The following is a 20,931-nucleotide window of genomic DNA, read 5'->3' as shown; positions in this document are numbered from 1 at the left end:
TCCCCCCCCCCCCCCCCCCCCCCCCCCCCCCACCACCCCCCCCCCCCCCCCCTCCCCCCCCCCCCCCCCCCCCCCCCCCCCCCCCCCCCCCCCCCCCCCCCCCCCACACCCCTGCCAGGAAGCGCCAGGGACCGACCCGAGCACCCCACCGCTGCCGCGCACCCCGGCGCGTCACCGGGCCCGCGGTCCCCCCGCCCCGTCCGGGCGCCCGAACCCGGCGGGACCGTCCGCGCACGCCGTCCCGCAGGCGCGCATCCCCGCGCAGGCCTTCCGGATGGGCGACGCCACGGCGACGGCGCACCGGCCGACGGTGAGGCCCCCGTCGCCGACGTTCGCGACCGCCACCGGATACCGCACCGAAGCCGAGGCCTTCGGCTTCTGGGCCGTCTTCCACCTCGCGCTCGCCGCCGGCCCCCGCGACAAAACCCTCGCAGCGTAGACGGAGAGTGTCCAACCGCGGGGTGGAACTTCACGACGGCGCTTTCCCCACCGGCCCAGACCTTCTCACCACTCGACCAGCGCGAATCCCGCCGACATACCGCCGCCGAAGCCGGCCAGGAGGATCAGGTCGCCGGGGGTGAAGGCGCCAGCGCGGGCGGCCGCGTCCAGGGTGATCGGGATGGAGGCGGCTCCCGTGTTGGCGTAGTGCGTCAGGGTGCGGTGCATGGTCGCGCGAGGCAGTGCCAGGTCGGCGAAGACGCTGTCCAGCATGGTGCCGTTGGCCTGGTGCGGTACGAAGTGGTCGATGTCGTCGGGCGCGACACCGCATTCGTGCAGGAATCCCTTGACCAGCCGCGGCAGGTGGTCACCGACGAAGTTCCGCACGCCTCGCCCGTCCATCGCGAAGTACTGGAGCCCCGCGTCGAGGACCGCCTGGTCCACCGGCATGCGGCTGCCGCCGGCGGGCACCTCGATGAGCCCCGACAGTTCGCCGAACGAGTGCAGTGAGAGGTGCCGGACACGTGGTCCGTGGTCGACCGGCGCCCCCAGGACCACGGCTCCGGCGCCGTCCCCGAAGAGGATCACGGTCCTGCGGTCGGCCCGGTTCAGGATGCGGGAGTACAGGTCCGCACCGATGACCAGCGCATGGCCGCCGGTGCGGGCGAGTACGCCCTCGGCCGCGGAGAGCGCGAACACCGTGCCGGAGCAGACCGCGTTGACGTCGAACGCGGCCGCGCCGCCCGCGCCGAGCCGCTGCTGGACGTAGGCGGCGGTGGGCGGTTGCGGCCGGTCGGGTGTGGACGTGGCGACCACGATCACGGACAGCTCCTCGGCGGAGATGCCGGCCGACCTCAGCGCGGCACGCCCCGCGGCGGTGGCCAGGTCCGAGGTGGCCTGGCCGTCGGCAGCCCATCGCCGTTCCCGGATGCCGGTCCTGTCGGTGATCCACGCGTCGTCGACCCCCGCCGCCGCCGCGGCCTCGTCATTGGACACGATTCGCTCCGGCACATAGGCACCCGTACCGAGAATCCTGACGTCGGTCATACGGCTGCCCTCCCCTCAAATGGATGGAGAACGGTGGGTGTGGAACTGGCCTGCGGCCGTGGCGGGCGCGTGCGGGAGCAGCCGCGGAGGCTGCCCCCGCACGCATGGGACCGCAGGTGTTCGGGATCGCAGGTGTTCTAGCGCGCCTGGTAGATGCGCTTGTGACCGCTGACGCCGGCCAGCCGGAAGGGCCCGGTGGTCTGCTGCGGGGTGGGGTGGTCTCCTCCGTCGGCCGGGAAGGACCACTCGTGCAGCTCGCGGTAGCGGGCGTGGTCGACCGGCCTGCGCCTGGCTATCGCCGCCAGGTTCGCTGCGGTCCGCAGGTGTTCGCGGTAGCCGGGGACGGCCGTGCCCGCGAAGAACTCGGCGACGCTGCCGGAACCGTAGCTGAGGAAGCCGATGGGCCGGTCGGTCAGGTCGTCCGCCTGGTCGAGCAGCGCGGCGAGAGCGAGGTACACCGAGGCGGTGTAGCTGTTGCCGATGGACGTGTTGTAGGCCACGGTCTGCCCGATGGCGTGCTCGATGTCGGCCTGGTCGGCGCTGTGGCCCGCGTGGTCGAGCAGGTGGCGGTGTGCCTTGTAGGCCATCTTCGTGAACGGCTGGTGGTAGCAGAACGCGGCGAACTCGTCGAGCGTGCGCCCGCCCTGCTCGCCGTAGTCCTTCCAGCTGCCTGCGACCGCCCGCAGGTACGCTTCGACGGACTCCTGCCCGTCGACGAGGGCGGTGGTGCGGTAGTTCGGCCGCCAGAAGTCCATCACGTCGGCGGTGAACAGGCCCGAGGCGTTCTCGATGCGGACCAGGGCGGGGGCGGCGCTGACCAGCATCGCCACCGCGGCGGCACCCTGGGTCGCCTCGCCGGGGCTGTCCAGTTCGTACTTGGAGACGTCGCTCGCGATCACCAGGACCTGCTGGTCGGGGTCGCGTCGTACGAGTCCGATGGCGAATTGCAGGGCGGCCGTGGCTCCGTAGCAGGCCTGCTTCAGTTCGACGACGCGGCAGGCCGATTGCAGGCCGAGCAGTGAATGCACGTAGATGCCGGCGGACTTCGCCTGGTCGATCGAGGATTCCGTCGCGAAGACCACCGTCCGGATCCGTTCGCAACCGTGCCGGGCGATGATCGGGGCCGCGGCGGCGGCCCCCAGGGTGACGATGTCCTCGTCCGCGGCGCACACGCTCATCGACCGCTGGCCGATGCCTATGTGGTACTTGCCGATCTCCGTGCCGTTGTACTCGGCGAGTGCCGCGTGCGACAGGACGTATTCGGTCGTCGCGAAGGACAGGTCGTGGATTCCGAAGGAAGCGGTGTCAGACATGTTCAGGCACCGACCTTTGCCGTCTTGTTGTCGCGCTCCAGTTCGACGTGTGCACGCATGAGTTCACCCGGGTTGGTCTGCGCCGCGAGCAGCGAGAGCTCGCCGCAGAGGACCGTCGCCGCCGCGATGACGGCGAGCCGGCGCGCGTTCTCGCCGGGGGCGCGGTCCACGCGGCAGCCGAGGCGGCTCAGGTTCGTCTCCACGAACTCCAGGCCCTTGCCGTTGCCCACGGTGCCGACGATCAGGTTGGGCAGATTGCAGGAGAAGTAGAGGTCACCGTCGCGGTCCTCGGCCAGGGTGACGCCCTGGGAGCCCTCGACGATGTTGGCCGCGTCCTGCCCGGTGGCCAGGTAGAAGCCGAGCAGCATGTTGGCGTAGTGGGCGTTGGCCGAGCGGATGCCGCCGGCCAGCAGGGTCCCGAGCAGGTTCTTGCGGATGTTCAGCTGGACGATCCTGGCGGCAGTGGTGTGCAGGACGCCTTCCACCACGTCGCGCGGGACGAGCAGTTCCGTGACCACGTTCTTCCCGCGGCCGAGGATGCCGTTGATCGCGGTCGCCTTCTTGTCCGTGCAGTAGTTCCCGGAGATCGACCCGTAGGAGATTCCCGGAACGGTCCGCAGCAGGTGCGTCAGCAGGTTGTCGGAGGCGAGCGTGGCCATGTTGTGGCCGGAGGCGTCGCCGGTGCCGAACTCGAACCGGATGAACAGCAGGTTGCCCGCGATCTCGTGCCGGACGGTGAGCAGCTCGGCGAACCGGCTACAGCTGCGGACCACGGCGCGCAGTTCCTCGATCCGCGCCTCGATGGCGCGGGCGGCCGTGTACGCGGTCTGGGCGTCGGTCGCCTCGACGAGCACCGAGCGGGTCATGCGCTCGTCGACGAGGGTGGCGACGATGCCCTGCTCGGTGAGCATGGACACCTTCGCGCCGCGGCCCACGGAGGGCCACAGCGGTGTCTCGTAGGTGGCGAGGGGAACGTGGGTCTCGGTGTTGGCGATGTTCCCGGAGATTCGAAGGGGTCCGACCCACTTCATGGGGACCCTGGCAATGGCGTGTATGTCGGTCACTGTGCTTTTCCTGTCGCGTTGTGGAGGGTGTCGGCCGATCGGGAACGCCGGGCGAGTCGCCCCGTGTCGATGCCCCGGTCGGCGCAGAAGGAACGGAGGGTGCCGTGGATGATCAGGTCGTTGCTCGCGAGGTCCGCGGGAGTGCGGGCGCCGAGCATGGTCTGGAGGGCCGCGAGCTGGTCCAGCCAGTTCGTGAGCTGCTCGATCAGCGCCTCGGGACCGCCGTCGAGCAGGGTGCGCAGGAACACTCCGGAGGCCCCGACGCCGGAGGCGCCCAGGGCCAGGGCGCGGGCGACGTCGAGGGGATGGCGGACGCCGCCGGAGGCGAGCACGGGAAGACCGGCGCTCTGAGCGTCCAGGAGACAGGCGGCGGTGGACTGGCCCCAGTCGTGGAGGAACGCGTAGTCGCCGAGCGGTCGCCGGCCGTTCTCGATCCGGGCGAAGTCGGTGCCGCCCCGGCCACCGACGTCCGCCGCGTGGACCCCCAGTTGTCGCAGCAGCAGGACGGTTTCCCGGCTCAGGCCGTTGCCGACCTCCTTGACGATCACGGGTACGTCACCGGCCGCCGCGATCTTCTCGATCTGCGGGACCCAGGACCCGAAGGACTGGTCGCCTTCCGGCATGGCCGTTTCCTGCGCCGTGTTGACGTGGATCTGCAGGGCGTCGGCCTCCAGCAGATCGACGGCACGCCGGGTGTCGTCGACCGATGCCGTCGCGTTGACGTTCGCCATGACGAAACCGCGGGGGTTCTCCTGGCGCAGGACGCGGAAGGTGTCGGCGCACGCCGGGTCCTTCAAGTAGGCGTGCACCGAGCCCGACGCGATGGGTACCCCGGTCTCGCGGGCCGCTATCGCCAGACCTCGGTTGATGACGCCGGTCTTGGCGGTCCCGCCGGTCATCGCGTTGATGTAGAGCGGCACCTGCCAGGAGATCCCGGCGAAGGTCGTGCCCAGGGACACCTGCGGCCGGTCGATGCCGGCCAGGGCGTGATGGACGAAGGACACCTCGTCGAACTGGTTGTTCCCGCTGCGGGTGTCCTGCTGCTCGATGGCGAGCCGGACGTGGTCGTCCTTGCGCTGAGCGCTCATTTCTCGGTCCCTTCCGGGGCGGGCCGGACGGGCAGGGGCAGCACCCCGGCCGCGGCCCACCGCTGCCGTACGTGTGAGATGTCGTGCATGGCCTCGGCGTCGAGCAGCGCGATGCCGCAGTCGCCGCCGCCCGCGCCCGACGGCTTGGCGGCACCGCCGGCGGTTTCGGCGACCGTGCACAGGGCCGTCAGCTCGGGTGTGAAGATGCCGAGCCCGACTTCGTCGTCGAGGCGGGCCAACTCCTGCCGGGCACGGCGGATCTGGTGCAGCAGGCTTTGGTCGTCGCCGGCCTCGAGAGCGGTGATCGAGGCGCGTACGAAGTCGGTGGAGGTCTCCACGAACGCGCGGTGCGACGCGGTGCCGCGCCAGATCCGGCGGTGCAGACCGGACACGAGCGAGGCGGTGGAGGCCGGGTTGCCGGTCCAGCCGACTTCGAGGGCGAGGCCGCGCGGGGGCGGAAGCCTCCGGACCGAGTGGCCCGGCCAGGGCGTGCGCAACGCCTCCTCGACGCCGTACCGGCGGGTGAGGTCGAGCACGAAGGCCCGGTCGGGTGCCTGGTACGCGATCCAGCCGCCCCAGGTACTGGCGGCGAGGTCACCGCCGGAGCCCACGGGATCGATCCCGACCGAGGAGATCACGGCCAGGCGGTACCGGGCGTCGGGTGAGAGGTCCAGTCCGCACAGGGACGTGATGGCGTCGATCGTGGCCACGGTCACCGCGCCGCTCGACCCCAGGCCGTACTTGCGGCCGTTGTCATGCAGCCGGCTGCCGATCGAGAGGTCCAGCCCGGGCATGGGCAGGCCGCGTTCGGCCAGCAGTCGTCCCACGGTCTCGACCGCTGCCACCACGTGCGTCAGTGCGCCCCGCGCGCCGTGTCCGTCGGCTTCCCCGTTCTCCGTGCCGGGAGCGTGGAGCCGGCCGTCGAGCCATCGCCAGTTCACCGCCCGGGGGACGAGATCGGAGGAGATCACGATGTCGGCCGTTTCGGAGAGGGTCACCGTGGCGGTGATCTCCCGGTCCACGGCCACCACGATGGCCGGGGTACCGGGCTCCACCACCGCGTACTCGCCCGCGACGAACAGCTTGCCGGGCGCGCTGCGGACGACCGTTCGCCCGGAGGTCATCGTCCGCCCGCGTCCACCAGGCGGGCGCCCTGTCCGGGCCCGGCGATGTGCACGGTGCCGCCCGCGGCAGCGTCGCGCACGGCCTCGGCGACCCGGTCGGCGTCCGTACGACGGCAGAGCACCTTGACGTTCGGTCCGGCATCCATGGTCGCGTAGGCCGGTATGCCGTCGCGCCGCAGCCCCAGCACGCTGTCCAGGACGGTGAGCGAGGCGCACGCGAGGTAGCGCACCGCGGGGCGCGCGCCCAGCATGGTCGCGTGCATGCCGAGAGAGTTGCGCTCGGCGATCTCACCCACCGCGTCGAGGTCGCCGCGCAGGAGCGCCGCCCTCATCTCGGTCAGGTCGTCCCGGCTCGACGCGGCCCAAGGCTCGAACAGGGGCGAGGTCTCGACGGTACGGCGCATCGCCGCGCGGCTGGACACCTCCTTGGGACCGGCGTTGACCACCGCGATGACCAGTGCGGGGTCGAGGTCGCCCGTCCGTACCGGCTCGGCGTAGGAGCTGAGGTCGGCCTCCGCGGGCGGCGCCGTGGGGTTGCCGGCGTTCCAGACGGCGAAGCCGCCGAAGATCGACCGCGAGGCCGAGCCGGAACCGCGGCGGGCCAGGCGGGAGAGACCGGTGCCGTCGAGGTCCAGTCCGTACGCGGCGGCGGCGGCGACGGCGAGCGCGGCGAAGCCGCTGGCGGAGGAGGCCAGGCCCGCCCCGGTGGGTACGGTGTTGCGGGTGTCGACGACGGCCCGGTGCGTGAGCCCGGCCCGCCGGCGCACCAGGTCGAGGAACCCGGCGATGCGCCGCCGCTCCTCGCCCGCCGCGGGTACGCCGTTGAAGGTCACTTCGTCGTCCGAGGCCTCGGCGTCGAGGCGAACCCGGGTGGTCGTGGGGAAGATGTCAAGAGTCATCGACAGACTGCTGGTCCACGGCAGGAAGAGGCGCTCGTCGCGCTTCCCCCAGTACTTGATCAGCGCGATGTTCGGGTGCGCGACGGCGGTGGCCCCGTTCGCGCCCTGCCGGTCCTGCGGGCGGCGCACGGTGATCTGTTGCTCAGACATGCGTGACGAGCCTCCTCAGTGGGACGATCCACGTCTGCACGGCCCCCGCTTCGTGCAGCCGCCGGGTGACCTCTCTCGCCCGCTCGGGCTGGGTCAGTGCGAGGACGCAGCCGCCCAGTCCACCCCCGGTGATCTTGGCGCCGAGGCTTCCTGCGGCGAGCGCGGCACCCACCATCCCCTCGATCCGGTCAGTGCTCAGCCCGGCCTCGCGGAGCATTCCGTGGTACTCCGTCAGCAGGAAGCCGAGCTCCTCCGGCCGGCCGGCGGCGAGGGTGGTCACGGCTTCGCTGGCCAGTTCCGACGCCCGGCGGACGAACCGCTCCTGCGCTCCGGCGTGGAGTCGGAACCTCTCCCGCAGCTTGTCGACCGCTTCCTTGGTGCTGCCGACGGTGCCGCTGTCCGCGAGGACGAACAGCGCGTCGCAGCCCACCAGCAGCGTGCGGGCCTCGCCCGCGTGGAACAGCAACGGCGCGCTCGCGCCGACGGTGACGGCGTCGACGCCGCTGGCCTTGCCGTGCACCACGTTCTCGGCGGTCTGCACCAGGTCGAACACCGTCCGCTGCGAGACCTCGCGGCCGCAGAGGTCGGCCAGGGCGAGGACGACGGCACGGGCGCAGGCCGCGCTGGAGCCGAGCCCCCTGCCGAGCGGGATCGAACCGTCGATGATCACATCGAGATGCCGGCCGTCGTCGATGCCCGTGGATGCCCTGAAGTCGGTGGTCAGCCGGCGCAGCCCCTCGGATGCCTGCGTTCCGACCTCCTTCCAGGCGGATCCGGTCATCGTGAAGGACACACCTGCCGGTTCTTCACCGCGGGTGGAGAACCCGACGCCGGCGGTGATCGACAGTTGCGGAACGGGCAGGGCGAGCGCCGGGGCTCCGTAGACGACCGCGTGCTCCCCCAGCAGAATGGCCTTGGCATGGGCGTGGCCGGTGCCGACCGAGCGAGCACGGAGGCTGTCCGCTGTCCCTGCCGCCGAGGCCGGTGGAGTCGACGTGCTCAGCTCCCCTTGTCGAAATTCCATTGAGATCGCGTCATCCAGATTTCTAGGAAGGAATGAAGTAAGCCCGTTCGACCGCGCGCCGCGTCATGCCCGGGCCACCCCGGACCACCGTGGCCGGCGGTCGCGTCCGCCGGCGCGAGCGATGTCCTCGCGCGGGGCGGGCCAGGGCGTCGAGCCGCACCCGACGGTGCGTGTTCGCGGAACCGCGTCCCTGGCGGGTGCCGGGCCGGTTCTCCCCCGGTCGCCCCCCGGCAGCGGGTTCCGGACGGGGTGGGCTCGCGAGGCGAGCGAGGCGTGTGGCGGCGCCGGGAGGGTGGCGACCCGCGCCGACGTGGTACTCAGGTGGTCCGGAGCGTACTCAGGTGGTCCGGAGCGTCGTGGTGGTGACGAAGGTTTCGAGGGTCTTCCTGACCTCGTCCGGGAACGGGGTCTCGTCCAGGACCCGCCGGGCACGCCGCACACGATCGGTGATCATCTGCTCCACCTTGTCGGCGGCGCCCGTGGCCCGCAGGATCCCGCGGACCGTCTCGGCGCCTGCCTCGTCCAGGTCCGGGTCGCCGACCAGGGACCTCAGCACCCGCGCCTGCTCGGCGCCGGCGGCGTGGAGGGCGTGTGCCATCAGAGCGGTCGCCTTGCCCTCCCGCAGGTCGTCCAGGACCGACTTGCCGGTCTTGGACGGGTCGCCGAAGACGCCGAGGAGGTCGTCGCGCAATTGGAAGGCCTCGCCGATCGGAAGGGCGTAGGCGGTGAAGACGTCCAGCAGGGCCCGGTCCGCTCCGGCAAGGACCGCGCCGATGTGCAGCGGCCGCTCCACGGTGTACTTCGCCGTCTTGTAGCGGATCACGGCCAGCGACCGTTCGACGTCCTCGTCGGGCTTCCCGGTGGCCAGCAGGTCCAGGTACTGACCGATCATCACCTCGGTGCGCATGGCGTCCAGCAGCGGTCTGACGGCGACCAGTCGCTCGTGGTCGATGCCGCTGGAGTGCAGCAGCTCGTCCGACCACACCATGACCAGGTCGCCGAGCAGGATCGCGCTGTTGGTGCCGAACCGCTCGGCGGCCGTGGCGTCCGCACCCGTCTCCAGCGTCCGGTGGAGGGTCGGACGGCCACGCCGGGTGTCGGAGGCGTCCATGACGTCGTCGTGGATGAGGGTGAAGGCGTGGAAGAGTTCGAGCGAGGCCGCCGCGCCGATGACGGGCCCCGTGTCGCCGTATCCGCCCGCCGCGTGCCAGCCCACCATGCACAGGAGCGGCCGGATGCGCTTGCCGCCGGCGGTCAGGAAGCCGCGCAGATGCTCGATGAGCGAGACCAGGTGGGGTTGCCTGTCGCAGTTGGCGTCGAGGAAGGCGTTCAATCGCTCGTCGATCAGACCGCGCAGACGAACCGAGTCCAGGGCGTCGGCTCCCGGCTCGCGAAGGCTGGTGGTCGAGTTCATGTCGTTACTCCTGTTCGTCAAGACCATGTGGCCGCGTCCGCGAGGACGTGGCATGGGAGGGAAAGCGCCGAGAGGCATCACTTTCCGGCCGGGCGAAGGAGGGCCCCGGCAGTCGCCGGGCCGCACCGAGGGTGCGGGGCGCCGAGGGAGGGGCGAGGGGTGGGTGTGCGGGCCGCGCCGGATGGCATGCCCTCCGTACGTGCGGGTTCCCATGGTGGAGGGCATGCCGGGCAGGGGCGGGCCCGGTGCGGCACCCGCCGGTCCCCTGTCGGTCGAACGGAACGGGTTCAGCTCGCGGCGGACTGCGGCTCGCGTGCCGGCTGCCGACGGGTCGGCACCATCGTGAGCTGGTCGGGACGCAGGCTCATCCGCACGAGGGCGCGCGTGGGGCGGGTGCCCGGGGCGCGGTCCAGCTTCCAGTACTGGGCCACGGTGGCCACGATGACCTGGGCCTCGGTGAGGGCGAACGCGTCACCGATGCACTTGCGGTTCCCGGCGCCGAAGGGCAGGTAGGCGCCCTTGCGCGGAGTGGTCGACATGGTGAGCCACCGGTCCGGCTCGAAGCTGTCGGGGGCGTCGAAGTAGCGGGCGTCCCGGTTCAGCAGGAAGGGGCTGTACGACAGCTCGGTGCCGGCCGGCACGGGCAGCCCGCCGAGCGTGGTGTCGACAGCGGCACGACGGCTGAGCAGCCAGGCCGGCGGGTAGAGGCGCAGACCCTCGGCGACGACGTTGCGGGTGTACGGCAGCTTCTTCAGGTCCTCGGCCGTCACCGGGCGGCCGGCCAGCACCTCGTCGAGCTCCGCGTGCAACTCGGCGGCGACCTGCGGGTTCTCGTGCAGCAGGTGGAAGATCCACGACATCAGGACGGCGGTGGTCTCCGCGCCTCCGAGGAGCAGGGTGATGGACTGGTCGTGCAGCTCCTGGTCGGTGAAGCGGTGCCCCTCCTCGTCGACCTCCGTCATCATCGTGCGCAGCAGACCGCCGCCGTCGCCCGAGCGGCGGTAGCGGTCGATGGTCTCGTTCACCACCTGGTGCAGCTGCGCCTCCGCCCGCCTGTAGCGCTGGTTGCCGGGAGTGGGCAGGAAGGACAGCGCCGGCAGCGGGTTGAGCATGCGGAAGAACATGCCGTCGATCACGGTGTTCAGGGCCGTCGGGAGACCGTGGTGACCGCCCCGGCGCACCTCGCCCTCACCGGGCTCGGAGAAGAGGCAGCTCAGCGCCACGTCGGCGCTGAGGTTGCCCATCTGCATCAGGAGGTCGACGTTCTTGCCTTCCGGCCATTCATGAGCCGACGCGGCCGCCTGCTTCTGCATGATGCCGACGTACTCGGCGATGCGCGCGGGGTGGAAGGACGGCTGGATCAGGCGTCGCTGCTTGCGATGGACGAGGCCGTCGACCGTGACCAGCCCGTCTCCGAGGACCGTGCGCACGCGGTCCATCACGGGACCGCCCTTGACGAAGTCCTTGACCTTGTCGGTCAGCATCTCGTGGACCAGATCAGGGTGGCACGCGATGTACATGGGGGTCGGCCCCACCATGATCTTCACGAGATCGCCCTGCTCGGGCAGTGATCGGAGGAAGGTGAGCGGGTCGCCGCGCAGCTGATTCGCGTGCCCGAGCACGGGCAGGGCATTCGGTGCGCTGCCCTTCGTGTAGCTGCGGGTTTCCTGGCCTGTCACGGAACAAACCTCCATGCGGTTAGTACTGCAACGGTGCTTACCATGACGAGGCTTCAGCTCTTGGGCTGTGGCCTCGTCTCTTGTAGTGACTGATCCGGGCCTGGTGCTGGCGTCGGCGACGCCAGCGGGACCAGTGCAGGACGTGGGCGATGCTGTGGCGGACAGGCCGGTTGAGGCGGGTGACCAGGCGGCGGATTTCGGGGACGGTCAACGGTATAAGGTCTGGCGTTCGAGCGGGTCCAGCCCCTTTTCGAGCTGCTGGGCGCGCAGGACGGCGAGGTAGGCGTGGACGGCCATCGCGAGTGTGATGTGCCGATGCCATCCCGGGTAGCGGCGGACCTGGTAGTCGTCCAGGCCGCACTGGCCCTTGGCGCTCTGGAAGCACTCCTCGATCGCCCAGCGGGCACCCGCGACGGCGATCAGTTCGTTCAGGGTGGTCTCGGCGGGCGCGTAAGCGATGTAGTAGGCGACCTTCGTCGGGTCGGTGACGCCGCGGCGGGCGAGCACCCAGTGCCGCCGGTCCGGGCGGTGCCAGGGACGGACCTCGACGCGGGCCCAGTCGTAGACCCGCGGGCCGTGGGAGCCGTCGCCGCACGAGCGGCGCTTCCACTTCTGCCGCGACAGCCCCGCGACCAAGTCGTGGAGGCGGTGGTCCATGGCTCGGCGGGTGACCACGGTGTCGTGCCTGGTGGTGGCCACGACGTGGAAGACGTCGGCCTGTTCGAGCTCGGTGCGCCAGCCCTTGCTGTTGCCGTAGCCGGCGTCCGCGGTCACCCAGCGGAACGGGATCCCGTCGTCGATCGCCCGGCGGACCATCCGCCGGGCGAGCTGGTGCTTGGTCGCGAACTCGATCTCGTCGCCGATTCCTGCGGCCCGGCAGCGCTCGCGGTCGTCGGTCCAGGACTTCGGCAGGTAGAGCGCCCGGTCGATCAGGGTCCGACCGAGGCGTCCGGAGTAAGCGAGGAAGACGCCGACCTGGCAGTTCTCGGTGCGGCCCGCGGTGCCCGAGTACTGCCGCTGGACACCGGCCGACCGCACGCCCTTCTTCAGGAACCCGGTGTCGTCCACGATCAGCACGCCGCCGGGATCGGCCAGGTGCTCGACGACGTACTCGCGCACGTCGTCGAGCACCCCGTCCGCATCCCAGTCGATCCGGTTCAGCAGCCGCTGGATCCGGTCCGGCCCGCCGTGACCGGCCTCCTCGGCCACCGTCCAGCCGTTCTTCCGCTCCAACGGCGCCAGCAGACCCCGCATATACACCAGCGCAGACTCCCGCGACTCACTCCGCGCGAACCGGTGCGCAAACCGCTCGTGCAGCCGAGCCAGCCCATCCGACCAGTCACGAGCATCGATCTCGGATATGTCCCCACCCATAAACAGCCCAACGAGCGAACCCGGCGAACGTCATGGTAAGCACCGTTGCAGTATTAGTGGCGAACGTGTGGACCTGTCGGACTTTGCTTCGCCGCTGTCACTTCTCCAACTGGTCCCACCACCAGGCGATCTGTGGAATCGGCAGGGGCGCAGGGTCGGCGTCAGCCGGCTCGTCGGCCCACACCAGGCCGTAGCCACCGAAGTCCTGTTCTTCGCCGGTCTCCGGGTCGACAGGCGCGCAGTAACGGGTGGTGAAATCCGCCCAGATGATGTGCCCGCGAATCCAGTAGCCGATCTCGTGGACGTATCGCCGCAGTTCCGGGCGGGCGGTCGCGGAGACCTGGTCACGCAGATTCAGGTAAAGGGACATGATTCGGTCGCGCAGCGCGCGGACCTCGGCGACCGCTTCCTCGGGCGTGCACTGCCGGTCGCGCACCATGATGCTGATGACGTTCTGGTCGAACAATCCCTGGAGATTCTCCCGGTGAACGGAGATCAGGTCGTTGTCGAGACCGACGATGACGGATACGGCTTCGGAGGCGGCGCGCACGCGGGGATCGAGACGTTCGGCTGCGGTCAGTTCGTAGCCGCCGCCGATCGGAGTGAGTGCGGTCAGCCAGGGGCCGGCCACGTCGTTGCCACGCATGATCAGGTAGTCGCCCAGTTCGGGGAGTTCACCGAGGCTCTGGTTCGCACATTTCCACAGCACGCCGTCGAAGTAGCTGCAGAAACCCTGGCGCAGGTGTTCGAGCTGGCCCGGGGTCGACACGGTGGAGATGTGGTTCCAGAAGTCCTGGAAGGAGGAGAGGTACGCGTCTCCGGGCGGCACGACGGACTTGGGCGAGGCGAGGATGTGCTTGAGCCGGCTGACGTGGACCGTCAGCGGTGCGGGCTGGTCCAGCCCCGGGATCACGTCGAGGTCGTCGTCCCAGGCACCGCCCCAGTACATGACGTAGGTGATGATCTCGGCGCACCGGTCGAGGACGTACGGCATGCAGTGCGCGGTGTACGAACCCGCATTCATGCGCGGCAGCCAGTCACCCTCCTTGCGGAACCCTTGCCGGAACATCCAGGCGACGGCGCCGGCGTCTATTTCCTCCGGCTTGTCGTACACGGCGTCGGGCAAGGGGCAGAAAAACGGCGGAACGCCAAGTGTGCGGCGCACGGTTGTCATGCCAAAAATCCCTTCGGGCAGGACTGAGCGGCAGGAATGTCGCAGTAATGCTGAGGTGGCCCTCGGAATGAACCAGGAGCATTGGACGGCCTTGGGTGGTGGGGCTGTGTGCGACCCACTACGGACCCGAACGGCGCGGACTCGCGCCAAGGGGAATACGGGACATGCGAGTCCTCCTTGGTCGTCCGCCGGCGGCCCCGTCCGGAAGCCACCGAGTCCGTGACCGGACCTGATACACGGTCAGGGACACTGGTAGACGAACGATCAACGATCTCGTCGGCATACGGTCAACGCCCTGGTCAACACGGTCGCGCACCCCGGGCAGCGCCTGAGCCCAGCGTCCCGGCAGACAATCGATGGACAACGGGCCGGCAACAAGGCGCGGCCGTCAGCGGCGGCGGCGGGGAGCCCGCTCGCCTTCACCGCGCCTGGCGACCGGACCCGTGCTGATCCTGAACGTCAACCCGGTCGCCCCCAACCGGCGGCCAGGCGTTCCACCCGGACGCCGTCTACCGCGTCAGCGTCGGCACCGACGGCGACCACCGCTCCGACGTGGCGCATGGCTTCGTCCTCTCCCCGCCTGAGGACGGCCGCCAGAGCGTCACCGTCCTGCGGGCCACGGGCGAGCAGGCCCGCTCCCACGAGGCTCTCGGCCAGGAGCTCTTCATCGACGTGCCGGTGAACTTCAGCACCGAGACCACCGCGGCGCACTCCGGGCCTCCGGGCCGTACACGTTCTACCGCCCCCGGGGCCCGGGGAGGACCGCGGGTGCCGTGCTCGGCTTCCGCTATCAGTCACTCAAGGGCGGCCCGAGCAAGCAGCCCCCGGGGCGGCGACCGGCCCCGAGGGGCGCGGCGCGGCCCCGGGGGCTGCGTGCGATTCAAGGATGGAAGGACTTCGTGGAGCAGGTGTCACATGGCGACGGCCTTCACCGCGTCGGGGGACTTCTCCCGGACACCGGGACGGTACAGCGCGAAGGTCACGACGAGCCCGACGGCCGCGAGGCCGGCCGCCCACCAGTACGCGGTGGAGTAGCCGTGCAACGCCGCCCCGGCGATCACCTCGGGCGTGGCCTGCCGGCTGCTGAGATAGCTGCCCGCGGCGGTCGCCGCGAGCGTGTTGAGAACGGCGATCCCCAACGAACCACCGATCTGCTGCGAGGTGTTGACCGCCGCGGAGGCCACCCCGGCGTCATCCTCGTGAACCCGGTAGGTGGCCAGGTCGATCGCCGGCGCGTAGACCAGGCCGAGACCGAGGCCCAGGACGAGCAGCGGCGGCAGGATGCCTCCCGTGTAGGTGCTGTCCAGATCCAGGCGGGTGAACCAGACCATGCCCACGCCCAGCAGCGCCATCCCGAGGGGAATCACGGTCTTCGGCCCCACCCGGGGCATCAGGACCCCCACGGCCAGAGCGGAGGCAACGACCAGTGCGGCGGGGATGGGCAGGAAGGCGAGCCCCGCCTCGATCGGTGTGTACTTGAGCGTCTGCTGCATGTAGTAGGCGAGGAACAACGCGACCGCGTACATGCCTCCGGTGGCGACCAGAATGGCGATCTGGGAGGCGCCTCGATCCCTGTCGAGGAGGATGCGCAGGGGCAGCAGCGGCCCGGCCGTCGTCGACTGCCAGTACGCGAAGAGGGCGATCAGGGCGAGGCCTCCGACCAGCAGACCCCAGCTGGCGGGAGAACTCCACCCGCGCGACTCGGCGTTGGAGAACCCGTAGACCAGGCCGAACAGCCCCAGGGTGACGAGTACCGCACCGGGGACGTCGAGCTTGGGGCGCTGCTCCGACCGCGGCTGACGCTCGATCAGCAGCAGACCGCCCAGGAGCGCCACCGCCGCGAACGCCAGGTTGATGTAGAGGGTCCAACGCCAGTTGAGGTACTCGGTCAGCAGGCCGCCGAGCAGGTTGCCGAGCGCGCCGCCGGCGCCCGCGATGGCACCGAAGATCGCGAAGGCCCGGCCCCGCTCCTTGACGTCGGTGAAGATGGTCGTCAGTAGGGAGAGGGCCGCCGGGGCCAGCAGGGCACCCGAGATGCCCTGGATCGCCCTGGCCAGCACCAGGAGTTCGAAGCTGCCGGCGGCTCCGCCGAGCGCCGAGGCGGCGGCGAATCCGATGACACCCGCGAGAAAGGCCTGCTTGCGGCCGAAGAGATCGGCGACACGCCCGCCGATCAGCAGCAAGCTGCCGAAGGTGAGTGCGTAGGCGGTGACGACCCACTGCCTGTCGTTGTCGGAGAAGCCCAGGTCGGCCTGGGCGGACGGCAGCGCGATGTTCACGATGGTGGCGTCCAACATGATCATCAACTGGGCCAGGCCGATCACGGCCAGCGCCCACCACCGCAGCGAGGACCGCGGGGACGGGGGGCCTGATTCGGGCGGGATGCCGGTGAGCTCAGTGGTGGATGCCGACATGGCGGTGCCACTCCGTTCGAAATAGATTGACTAACTGGATGGTTAATATCCGAGGCAAGGCTGCCCGAGATCCGATGGTCCGTCAACAGCCTTTCAGGCAAAGAGCGGTGGCCGGATCCGACGGAGGTCCGCGAGGGTCACTCCGCGAGTCGGATCCGGATGCCCACCGCGCGGTACCCGGATCCCTTCAGTCGGCTGCCCAGCAAGCCGACCCGCGCGACGAGGCCGTACTTGCGCTTCATCAGGTCGAGGTAGTGGAAGGTGTCCCGGTCGGCGGGCAACTCGGCGACACCGGGCACGGATTCCCCCTTCGGGACTCCCCGCCAGTTGCAGGGGGCGACGGTCACCCGGCCGCTGTTGCGGATCCGTTTGACCTTGCCGGCGTCGGCCGCGCTCCACACGGCCAGGCAGTCCCCGTCCCCCATCACCCACACCGGAGTGGGCACGGCCCGCCCATCCCGGCGGAACGTCGTGAGAAGTACGTACCTGGATGCCGCCAGTCGTTCAACCGAACTGCCCGGCAAGGATGCTGAGGCGGATGGTGAGGTGGTCACCGCGATAGCGTAACTGGTTAGTTAATTCACACTGTCGCCGCGAACCGACGTGGCGCCCGTCCCCAAGACGAGGAGTGCTGCGTGCTGACCTTCGCCTCGGCCGTGCTCGCCGGATTCGCCCTGGGCACCCCGGCCGTACCCTTCGGCCTCTCCTCCCTCCCCCCGCCCGTCGCGCTCGTCGCCGTACTCCTCGGCGCGGCCGGATGCCTGCTGTCCGCAGTCTTCGCGGCCGGGTGGCTGCGTACCCGCTGGCTGCTCCGGCGCTCGAAGCGGCGGCCCGTCACCGCCGGGCCGCCGCCCGAGAACCGCCGCAACCGCCGCAACCGCCTTGACGGACCCACCGGCCGACGGGCCCGGCGCCTGGTGAACCGGTACGGCGTGATCGGCTTCGGCATCATCGGGCCTGCGCTCTTCGGCACCTGGGGATCGGCCATGCTCGGCACGGCGCTGGGCCTGCCCCGGTGGCGGCTGATCGGCTGGCTGATGGCCGGTGTCACCCTGTGGTGCACCGTCATGCTGCTCGCCTCCGAGGCAGTGATCGACGCCTTCGGACTGCGGTGACGACACACGCCGCGTACCGGTCCCCTGATCACGAGGAGCACGTCGCCGCGACCCCCGGCCTGCCCCGTCGTGGGCCTGCGCATCGCGCCGACCGTCGGCCCGGTCATCGTCGGGCGGTGGCAACTCACCGTTCCGGCGAGGCACTTCTCGCCCTCACCGGTTCACCCGGAGCAAGACCACCGACGGGATTCCCGAACGAATCGCCTCGTGTCTCAAACGAACCCACCGTGGTTACAGCGGCGAACGCGCTCACCCGGCGAGGGCACCGGGTCCTACGCCCCGGAAAGATCCAGTAGGCGCTGTTAGCATGACTCCCATGTCCCGAGCCGAGGCCACGAAGGCGCGCATCCTCCACGCAGCAACCCAGGAGTTCGCGGCGTACGGGATCGCCGGAGCCCGCGTCGACCGGATCGCCAAGGTCGCCTCGGCGAACAAGAACCTCATCTACGTCTACTTCTGCAACAAGGACGGGCTCTTCGACGCCGTCTTCGACGCACACCTCGGGCGCGGCCTCGACATGGTGCCCTTCACGCCTGACGACCTGCCGGGCTACGCCGGGCGGCTGTTCGACTTCTACCAGAAGCACCCCGAGGTGCTCCGCCTGGCGACCTGGCACCGGCTGGAACGCGGCACTGCCGTGGGACGGGACCCTGCCGTCGCAAAGCAGACCCACGACGACAAGCTCGCCTCCTTGGAAGCGGCTCGGAAGGGCGGAGTGGGCACACCGGGCTTCGCCCCGGCCACACTTCTCACCCTCGTCCTGGCCATCGCCTCGGCCTGGAGCCCGACGAATGCCGCGAGCATGCCGGCTTCGACTGTCCTGACGTCGGACCCGGAGGACTGCCGGAACGCGATCATGGAGGCCGTGCGGCGCCTCCTGTGAGGGGCGGCGTGCATCCCTCGCCTCCGCCACGTACCGCGGTGACCGCACACGTTCGCCGGGTTGCCGGGTCACGCGGCGGGGATGGGTCGGGATGCGCGCACCTGACCGTCCTGGAGACCGCGAACTGGATGGGCCATCAGAACCGTTCGCCGGTGACGGCCGACCACGTCGCGGTCCTCCTGGTGGGACTGACGCCGGTTCCGGCGGGAGCTCCCCGGCCGGCGCGGCGGACGGCGGCACGCGGACAGGACGGGGCCGGGCCCAGGAAGGGTGGGGATGGAGCGTGGGCGGGTGGGGCCGGAGCCCGGCGATCAGGCCAGCACCGCCCGCAGCCGGCGCTCCGGATCCGACGTCTCAAGGAGGACCTCCACCGAAGCCCCGTCCAGCGGGAGCGAGCAGAGCAGGGACCGCTCCGCGGCCGACGTGCCCGAGGGGCCGACGACGAGCACCAACCGGTCCTCCGTCACCACGGCGCTCTCGACCCCGAACCCGTCATCGCGGGGCGAGAGGCGGACACCGAGCCTGCGGAGGACAGGCCGCAGGTCCAGGGAGGTCCACCGGTTCCTGTCCCGGGCGTAGCGCAGGACCCTGCCCCGGGACGTGACGGCGGTGATGCCCTGCGCCGTGATCCGGGGCGGGCCGGCCAGGTGGTCGTAGACGCAGCGGACGAAGGACCACGACCGGTCAGCCGGGGCGGCGGCACACACCAGCGTGTCCAGGCCCCAGTCCCCGTGCTCCGTCGTCGCGCACCAGAGGCCGCCGGCCCCGGCCGCGGTCAGGAAGACGCCGTCGCGCGGATCCACCAGCAGACGGGCGAACAGGCCGCGGGGACCGGCTGACGGACGGCGCCACCCGGCGGGGCCCGTCTCGTGCCAGCCGCCGGTGGCCGTCGGGGTGAGCAGCACTGGGTCCCAGCGTTCGCCGTCGGCGTTCCGGCTCCGCAGCCTGCCGCCGTAGAGTGCCAGCGGCTCCTCCGGAGTGCTGGTGGCACCTCTGATCAAGTACCCCTCGGGAACAGGGACCTCCTCCCAGGCCGTCGCGCGCCAGGGCAGCCGGCGGAGGGTTTGCGGCTCGCCGGACGAACCCAGCACCGTCACGGTCGTTCCGTCCCTGAGCACCTGGTACTGCCCCGGGTCGTACCGACCGGGGGACGCGGGCGGCACGGCGGCGAACTCCTCACCCACGTGTGCCACGTCGTGCACGGGGCCTTCGCCGTCGGCGGCGTGGCCGATCACCGAGACGCCGCGCTCGTGGCGGACGACTTGTGCCCGTCCCAGCCTCAGTTCTCGGATCTGCGCGCCCGGCAGCCGTGACCACGGCCCCAGCTCACCCGCCCGCAGTTCGGCGACCAGCAGGTCGTCCCCCTCCCGCAGCCCGACCACCAGGCCCGCGCCGCGCACCGCCTCCGTCACCCGGACACCCCCTGTTCCCGTCCTCCGACGATGACATCGCATGATCGCACGGGGCGATACCCCGGCGGTCGAGCGGGGGCGGGAGAAGCCCGGCCGACGGCACGCGGTCGGGGCCTCACCTGCTGTCGCGAGGCGCGTCCGGACGCCTGCGCCCGGCCAAGGGTGGCGACTCCGGCGTGGCCTGCCGGCGCCGCGCGGTCGCAGCGCGTGGCTGAGACCGTGGCACCGCCATGGGGGCGGCGCGGGCTGTTGCGGCGCTTGGCGGAGGGGAGGGCAGGCACCGGGATGCCCCTGTTCTTCTCCCCGCCCTCGAAGCATTCCACGGCCTGAAGCCGGATCCGCTCCCGCGCGGCCCTCTCGGCGTCGGTCAAACCGCCGCCCTGCGCAGACCTCCCAGCACAGGGCTACCGACAGCATCTGCCGGCTGTCGGGCAAACGGCGCCGACTCCACCCCACCAAGTTGATCACTTGTCACTCTCCGCGCCGCCGCTTGTAGTACGCGTACGTCAAAGCCAGGAGAAGCGGGCCCCACAGAGTCAGCGGCAGTGCGGCCGTTGCGGCGAGGGCCTTCCACCAGCCGTTGGAGTACCCGACCATGTGGAACCCGTCGACGTTGAGGAAGCCGAACGGCAGCTGGCACCACAGTGCCGTCAGCCCCAGAGCGCCCAAGGCGGCCGGGATGATCGCCGCGAGCGGCGCAACGCGTCGGCCGCCGATGAACGGGATCCAGGAAGGAACCACTTCGCCCCATCCGGCCACCAGGCCGAAGGACATGTAGGCGAGCCCCTCGGAGAGAAGACTCAGCCCGAAGACGTAGAGGATCACCCACCAGTGCCACGTCTTGTGGACGGCGTAGACCTGGCCCATCTCGTAGTTGAATGCGAACGGTAGGCGCCAGATGCACGATGGCAGGACGACCAGGGGTATGACCCGGGCCATGCGGATGGCCCACGGGGGGACCGGTCGTGCGGTGTCACCGACCGTCGGGGACGGATGAAACGTCTTGAATCGCATGGGCCGATCTTCCTTGCCGGGCCGGCGCCGGGGATCGCCCTGAAGCACTGTCCGATGGTCACCCCCGGGAGTGGCATCGAGTCCTCCGACGGGAGGATGGCCACGGCTCCGGGCGGGTTTCGAGGGCAGGGATGGCCTGCTATCAGCCGGCCGGACGGCTGCTTCGCCGGCACCTGCCTTGCCCTGGAGGACTGACCGACATCACGCTTTTAGTACTGCAACGGTGCTTAGCATGACGGGGCTTCAGCCGTCGGGCTGTGGCCTCGTCGCTTGTAGTGGCTGGTCCGGGCCTGGTGCTGGCGTCG

The 20,931-nt window shown here is 70.7% G+C and carries 18 protein-coding genes; 3 read left to right on the top strand and 15 right to left on the bottom strand.

The window, feature by feature from the left end; all coding sequences use genetic code 11:
* Positions 1 to 274 precede the first annotated feature (274 nt).
* The gene (locus tag ACZ55U_RS30805; protein ID WP_465531315.1) at positions 275 to 439 is read left to right on the top strand and encodes a hypothetical protein; all 165 of its coding nucleotides are present in this window, start codon (positions 275 to 277) and stop codon (positions 437 to 439) included.
* A gap of 65 nt (positions 440 to 504) precedes the next feature.
* On the opposite strand, the gene ACZ55U_RS30800 is transcribed toward ACZ55U_RS30805, so the two are convergent.
* From ACZ55U_RS30800 to ACZ55U_RS30740, 13 genes are all read right to left on the bottom strand, one after another.
* Complete coding sequence (locus ACZ55U_RS30800) at positions 505 to 1,485, bottom strand: 3-oxoacyl-ACP synthase III family protein (protein WP_465531313.1); 981 nt, start codon at positions 1,483 to 1,485, stop codon at positions 505 to 507.
* Positions 1,486 to 1,622: 137 nt separating this feature from the next.
* Positions 1,623 to 2,798, bottom strand: a complete 1,176-nt coding sequence (locus ACZ55U_RS30795; protein ID WP_465531311.1) for a hydroxymethylglutaryl-CoA synthase — start codon at positions 2,796 to 2,798, stop codon at positions 1,623 to 1,625.
* Positions 2,799 to 2,800: 2 nt separating this feature from the next.
* A complete protein-coding gene (locus ACZ55U_RS30790) occupies positions 2,801 to 3,862 on the bottom strand; it encodes a hydroxymethylglutaryl-CoA reductase (protein ID WP_465531309.1) in 1,062 nt (353 codons plus the stop codon).
* A complete protein-coding gene (gene fni, locus ACZ55U_RS30785) occupies positions 3,859 to 4,950 on the bottom strand; it encodes a type 2 isopentenyl-diphosphate Delta-isomerase (protein WP_465531307.1) in 1,092 nt (363 codons plus the stop codon). Before fni ends, ACZ55U_RS30790 begins: the two co-directional genes overlap by 4 nt.
* Complete coding sequence (locus ACZ55U_RS30780; protein ID WP_465531305.1) at positions 4,947 to 6,074, bottom strand: phosphomevalonate kinase; 1,128 nt, start codon at positions 6,072 to 6,074, stop codon at positions 4,947 to 4,949. The genes fni and ACZ55U_RS30780 overlap by 4 nt, the downstream gene beginning before the upstream one ends.
* Positions 6,071 to 7,123, bottom strand: a complete 1,053-nt coding sequence (gene mvaD, locus ACZ55U_RS30775) for a diphosphomevalonate decarboxylase (protein ID WP_465531303.1) — start codon at positions 7,121 to 7,123, stop codon at positions 6,071 to 6,073. Before mvaD ends, ACZ55U_RS30780 begins: the two co-directional genes overlap by 4 nt.
* The gene (mvk, locus tag ACZ55U_RS30770; protein WP_465531301.1) at positions 7,116 to 8,147 is read right to left on the bottom strand and encodes a mevalonate kinase; all 1,032 of its coding nucleotides are present in this window, start codon (positions 8,145 to 8,147) and stop codon (positions 7,116 to 7,118) included. Before mvk ends, mvaD begins: the two co-directional genes overlap by 8 nt.
* A gap of 337 nt (positions 8,148 to 8,484) precedes the next feature.
* Positions 8,485 to 9,561, bottom strand: a complete 1,077-nt coding sequence (locus ACZ55U_RS30765) for a polyprenyl synthetase family protein (RefSeq protein ID WP_465531299.1) — start codon at positions 9,559 to 9,561, stop codon at positions 8,485 to 8,487.
* Positions 9,562 to 9,848: 287 nt separating this feature from the next.
* Entirely contained in the window at positions 9,849 to 11,240 is a 1,392-nt protein-coding gene (locus ACZ55U_RS30760) for a cytochrome P450 (RefSeq protein WP_465531296.1), read from the bottom strand.
* A 207-nt stretch (positions 11,241 to 11,447) separates the two neighbouring features.
* Positions 11,448 to 12,614 (bottom strand): IS701 family transposase, encoded by a 1,167-nt coding sequence (locus tag ACZ55U_RS30755; protein WP_465531294.1) that lies wholly within the window; start codon positions 12,612 to 12,614, stop codon positions 11,448 to 11,450.
* Between the two features lie 97 nt (positions 12,615 to 12,711).
* On the bottom strand, positions 12,712 to 13,788 hold the full coding sequence (locus tag ACZ55U_RS30750) for a terpene synthase family protein (RefSeq protein WP_465531292.1): 1,077 nt from the start codon (positions 13,786 to 13,788) through the stop codon (positions 12,712 to 12,714).
* A gap of 911 nt (positions 13,789 to 14,699) precedes the next feature.
* Positions 14,700 to 16,202 carry an MFS transporter gene (locus ACZ55U_RS30745; RefSeq protein WP_465531290.1) on the bottom strand — a complete coding sequence of 501 codons (1,503 nt, stop codon included), beginning with the start codon at positions 16,200 to 16,202 and terminating at the stop codon, positions 14,700 to 14,702.
* Positions 16,203 to 16,339: 137 nt separating this feature from the next.
* On the bottom strand, positions 16,340 to 16,756 hold the full coding sequence (locus tag ACZ55U_RS30740; RefSeq protein WP_465531288.1) for a PPOX class F420-dependent oxidoreductase: 417 nt from the start codon (positions 16,754 to 16,756) through the stop codon (positions 16,340 to 16,342).
* 81 nt (positions 16,757 to 16,837) lie between these two features.
* Here ACZ55U_RS30740 and ACZ55U_RS30735 point away from each other — a divergent pair, with 81 nt between their 5' ends.
* Together ACZ55U_RS30735 and ACZ55U_RS30730 are read left to right on the top strand one after the other, a co-directional pair.
* On the top strand, positions 16,838 to 17,317 hold the full coding sequence (locus ACZ55U_RS30735) for a hypothetical protein (protein WP_465531286.1): 480 nt from the start codon (positions 16,838 to 16,840) through the stop codon (positions 17,315 to 17,317).
* 316 nt (positions 17,318 to 17,633) lie between these two features.
* Positions 17,634 to 18,200, top strand: a complete 567-nt coding sequence (locus tag ACZ55U_RS30730; protein WP_465531284.1) for a TetR/AcrR family transcriptional regulator — start codon at positions 17,634 to 17,636, stop codon at positions 18,198 to 18,200.
* Positions 18,201 to 18,511: 311 nt separating this feature from the next.
* On the opposite strand, the gene ACZ55U_RS30725 is transcribed toward ACZ55U_RS30730, so the two are convergent.
* Positions 18,512 to 19,612 carry a hypothetical protein gene (locus ACZ55U_RS30725; protein WP_465531283.1) on the bottom strand — a complete coding sequence of 367 codons (1,101 nt, stop codon included), beginning with the start codon at positions 19,610 to 19,612 and terminating at the stop codon, positions 18,512 to 18,514.
* Positions 19,613 to 20,083: 471 nt separating this feature from the next.
* Positions 20,084 to 20,626 carry a hypothetical protein gene (locus tag ACZ55U_RS30720; RefSeq protein ID WP_465531281.1) on the bottom strand — a complete coding sequence of 181 codons (543 nt, stop codon included), beginning with the start codon at positions 20,624 to 20,626 and terminating at the stop codon, positions 20,084 to 20,086.
* Positions 20,627 to 20,931 lie beyond the last annotated feature (305 nt).

This window comes from Kitasatospora sp. NPDC034533 (genome assembly GCF_055575155.1).
Note: the sequence above shows the minus strand (reverse complement) of the source record. Positions and strands in the feature narration are given on the sequence as shown.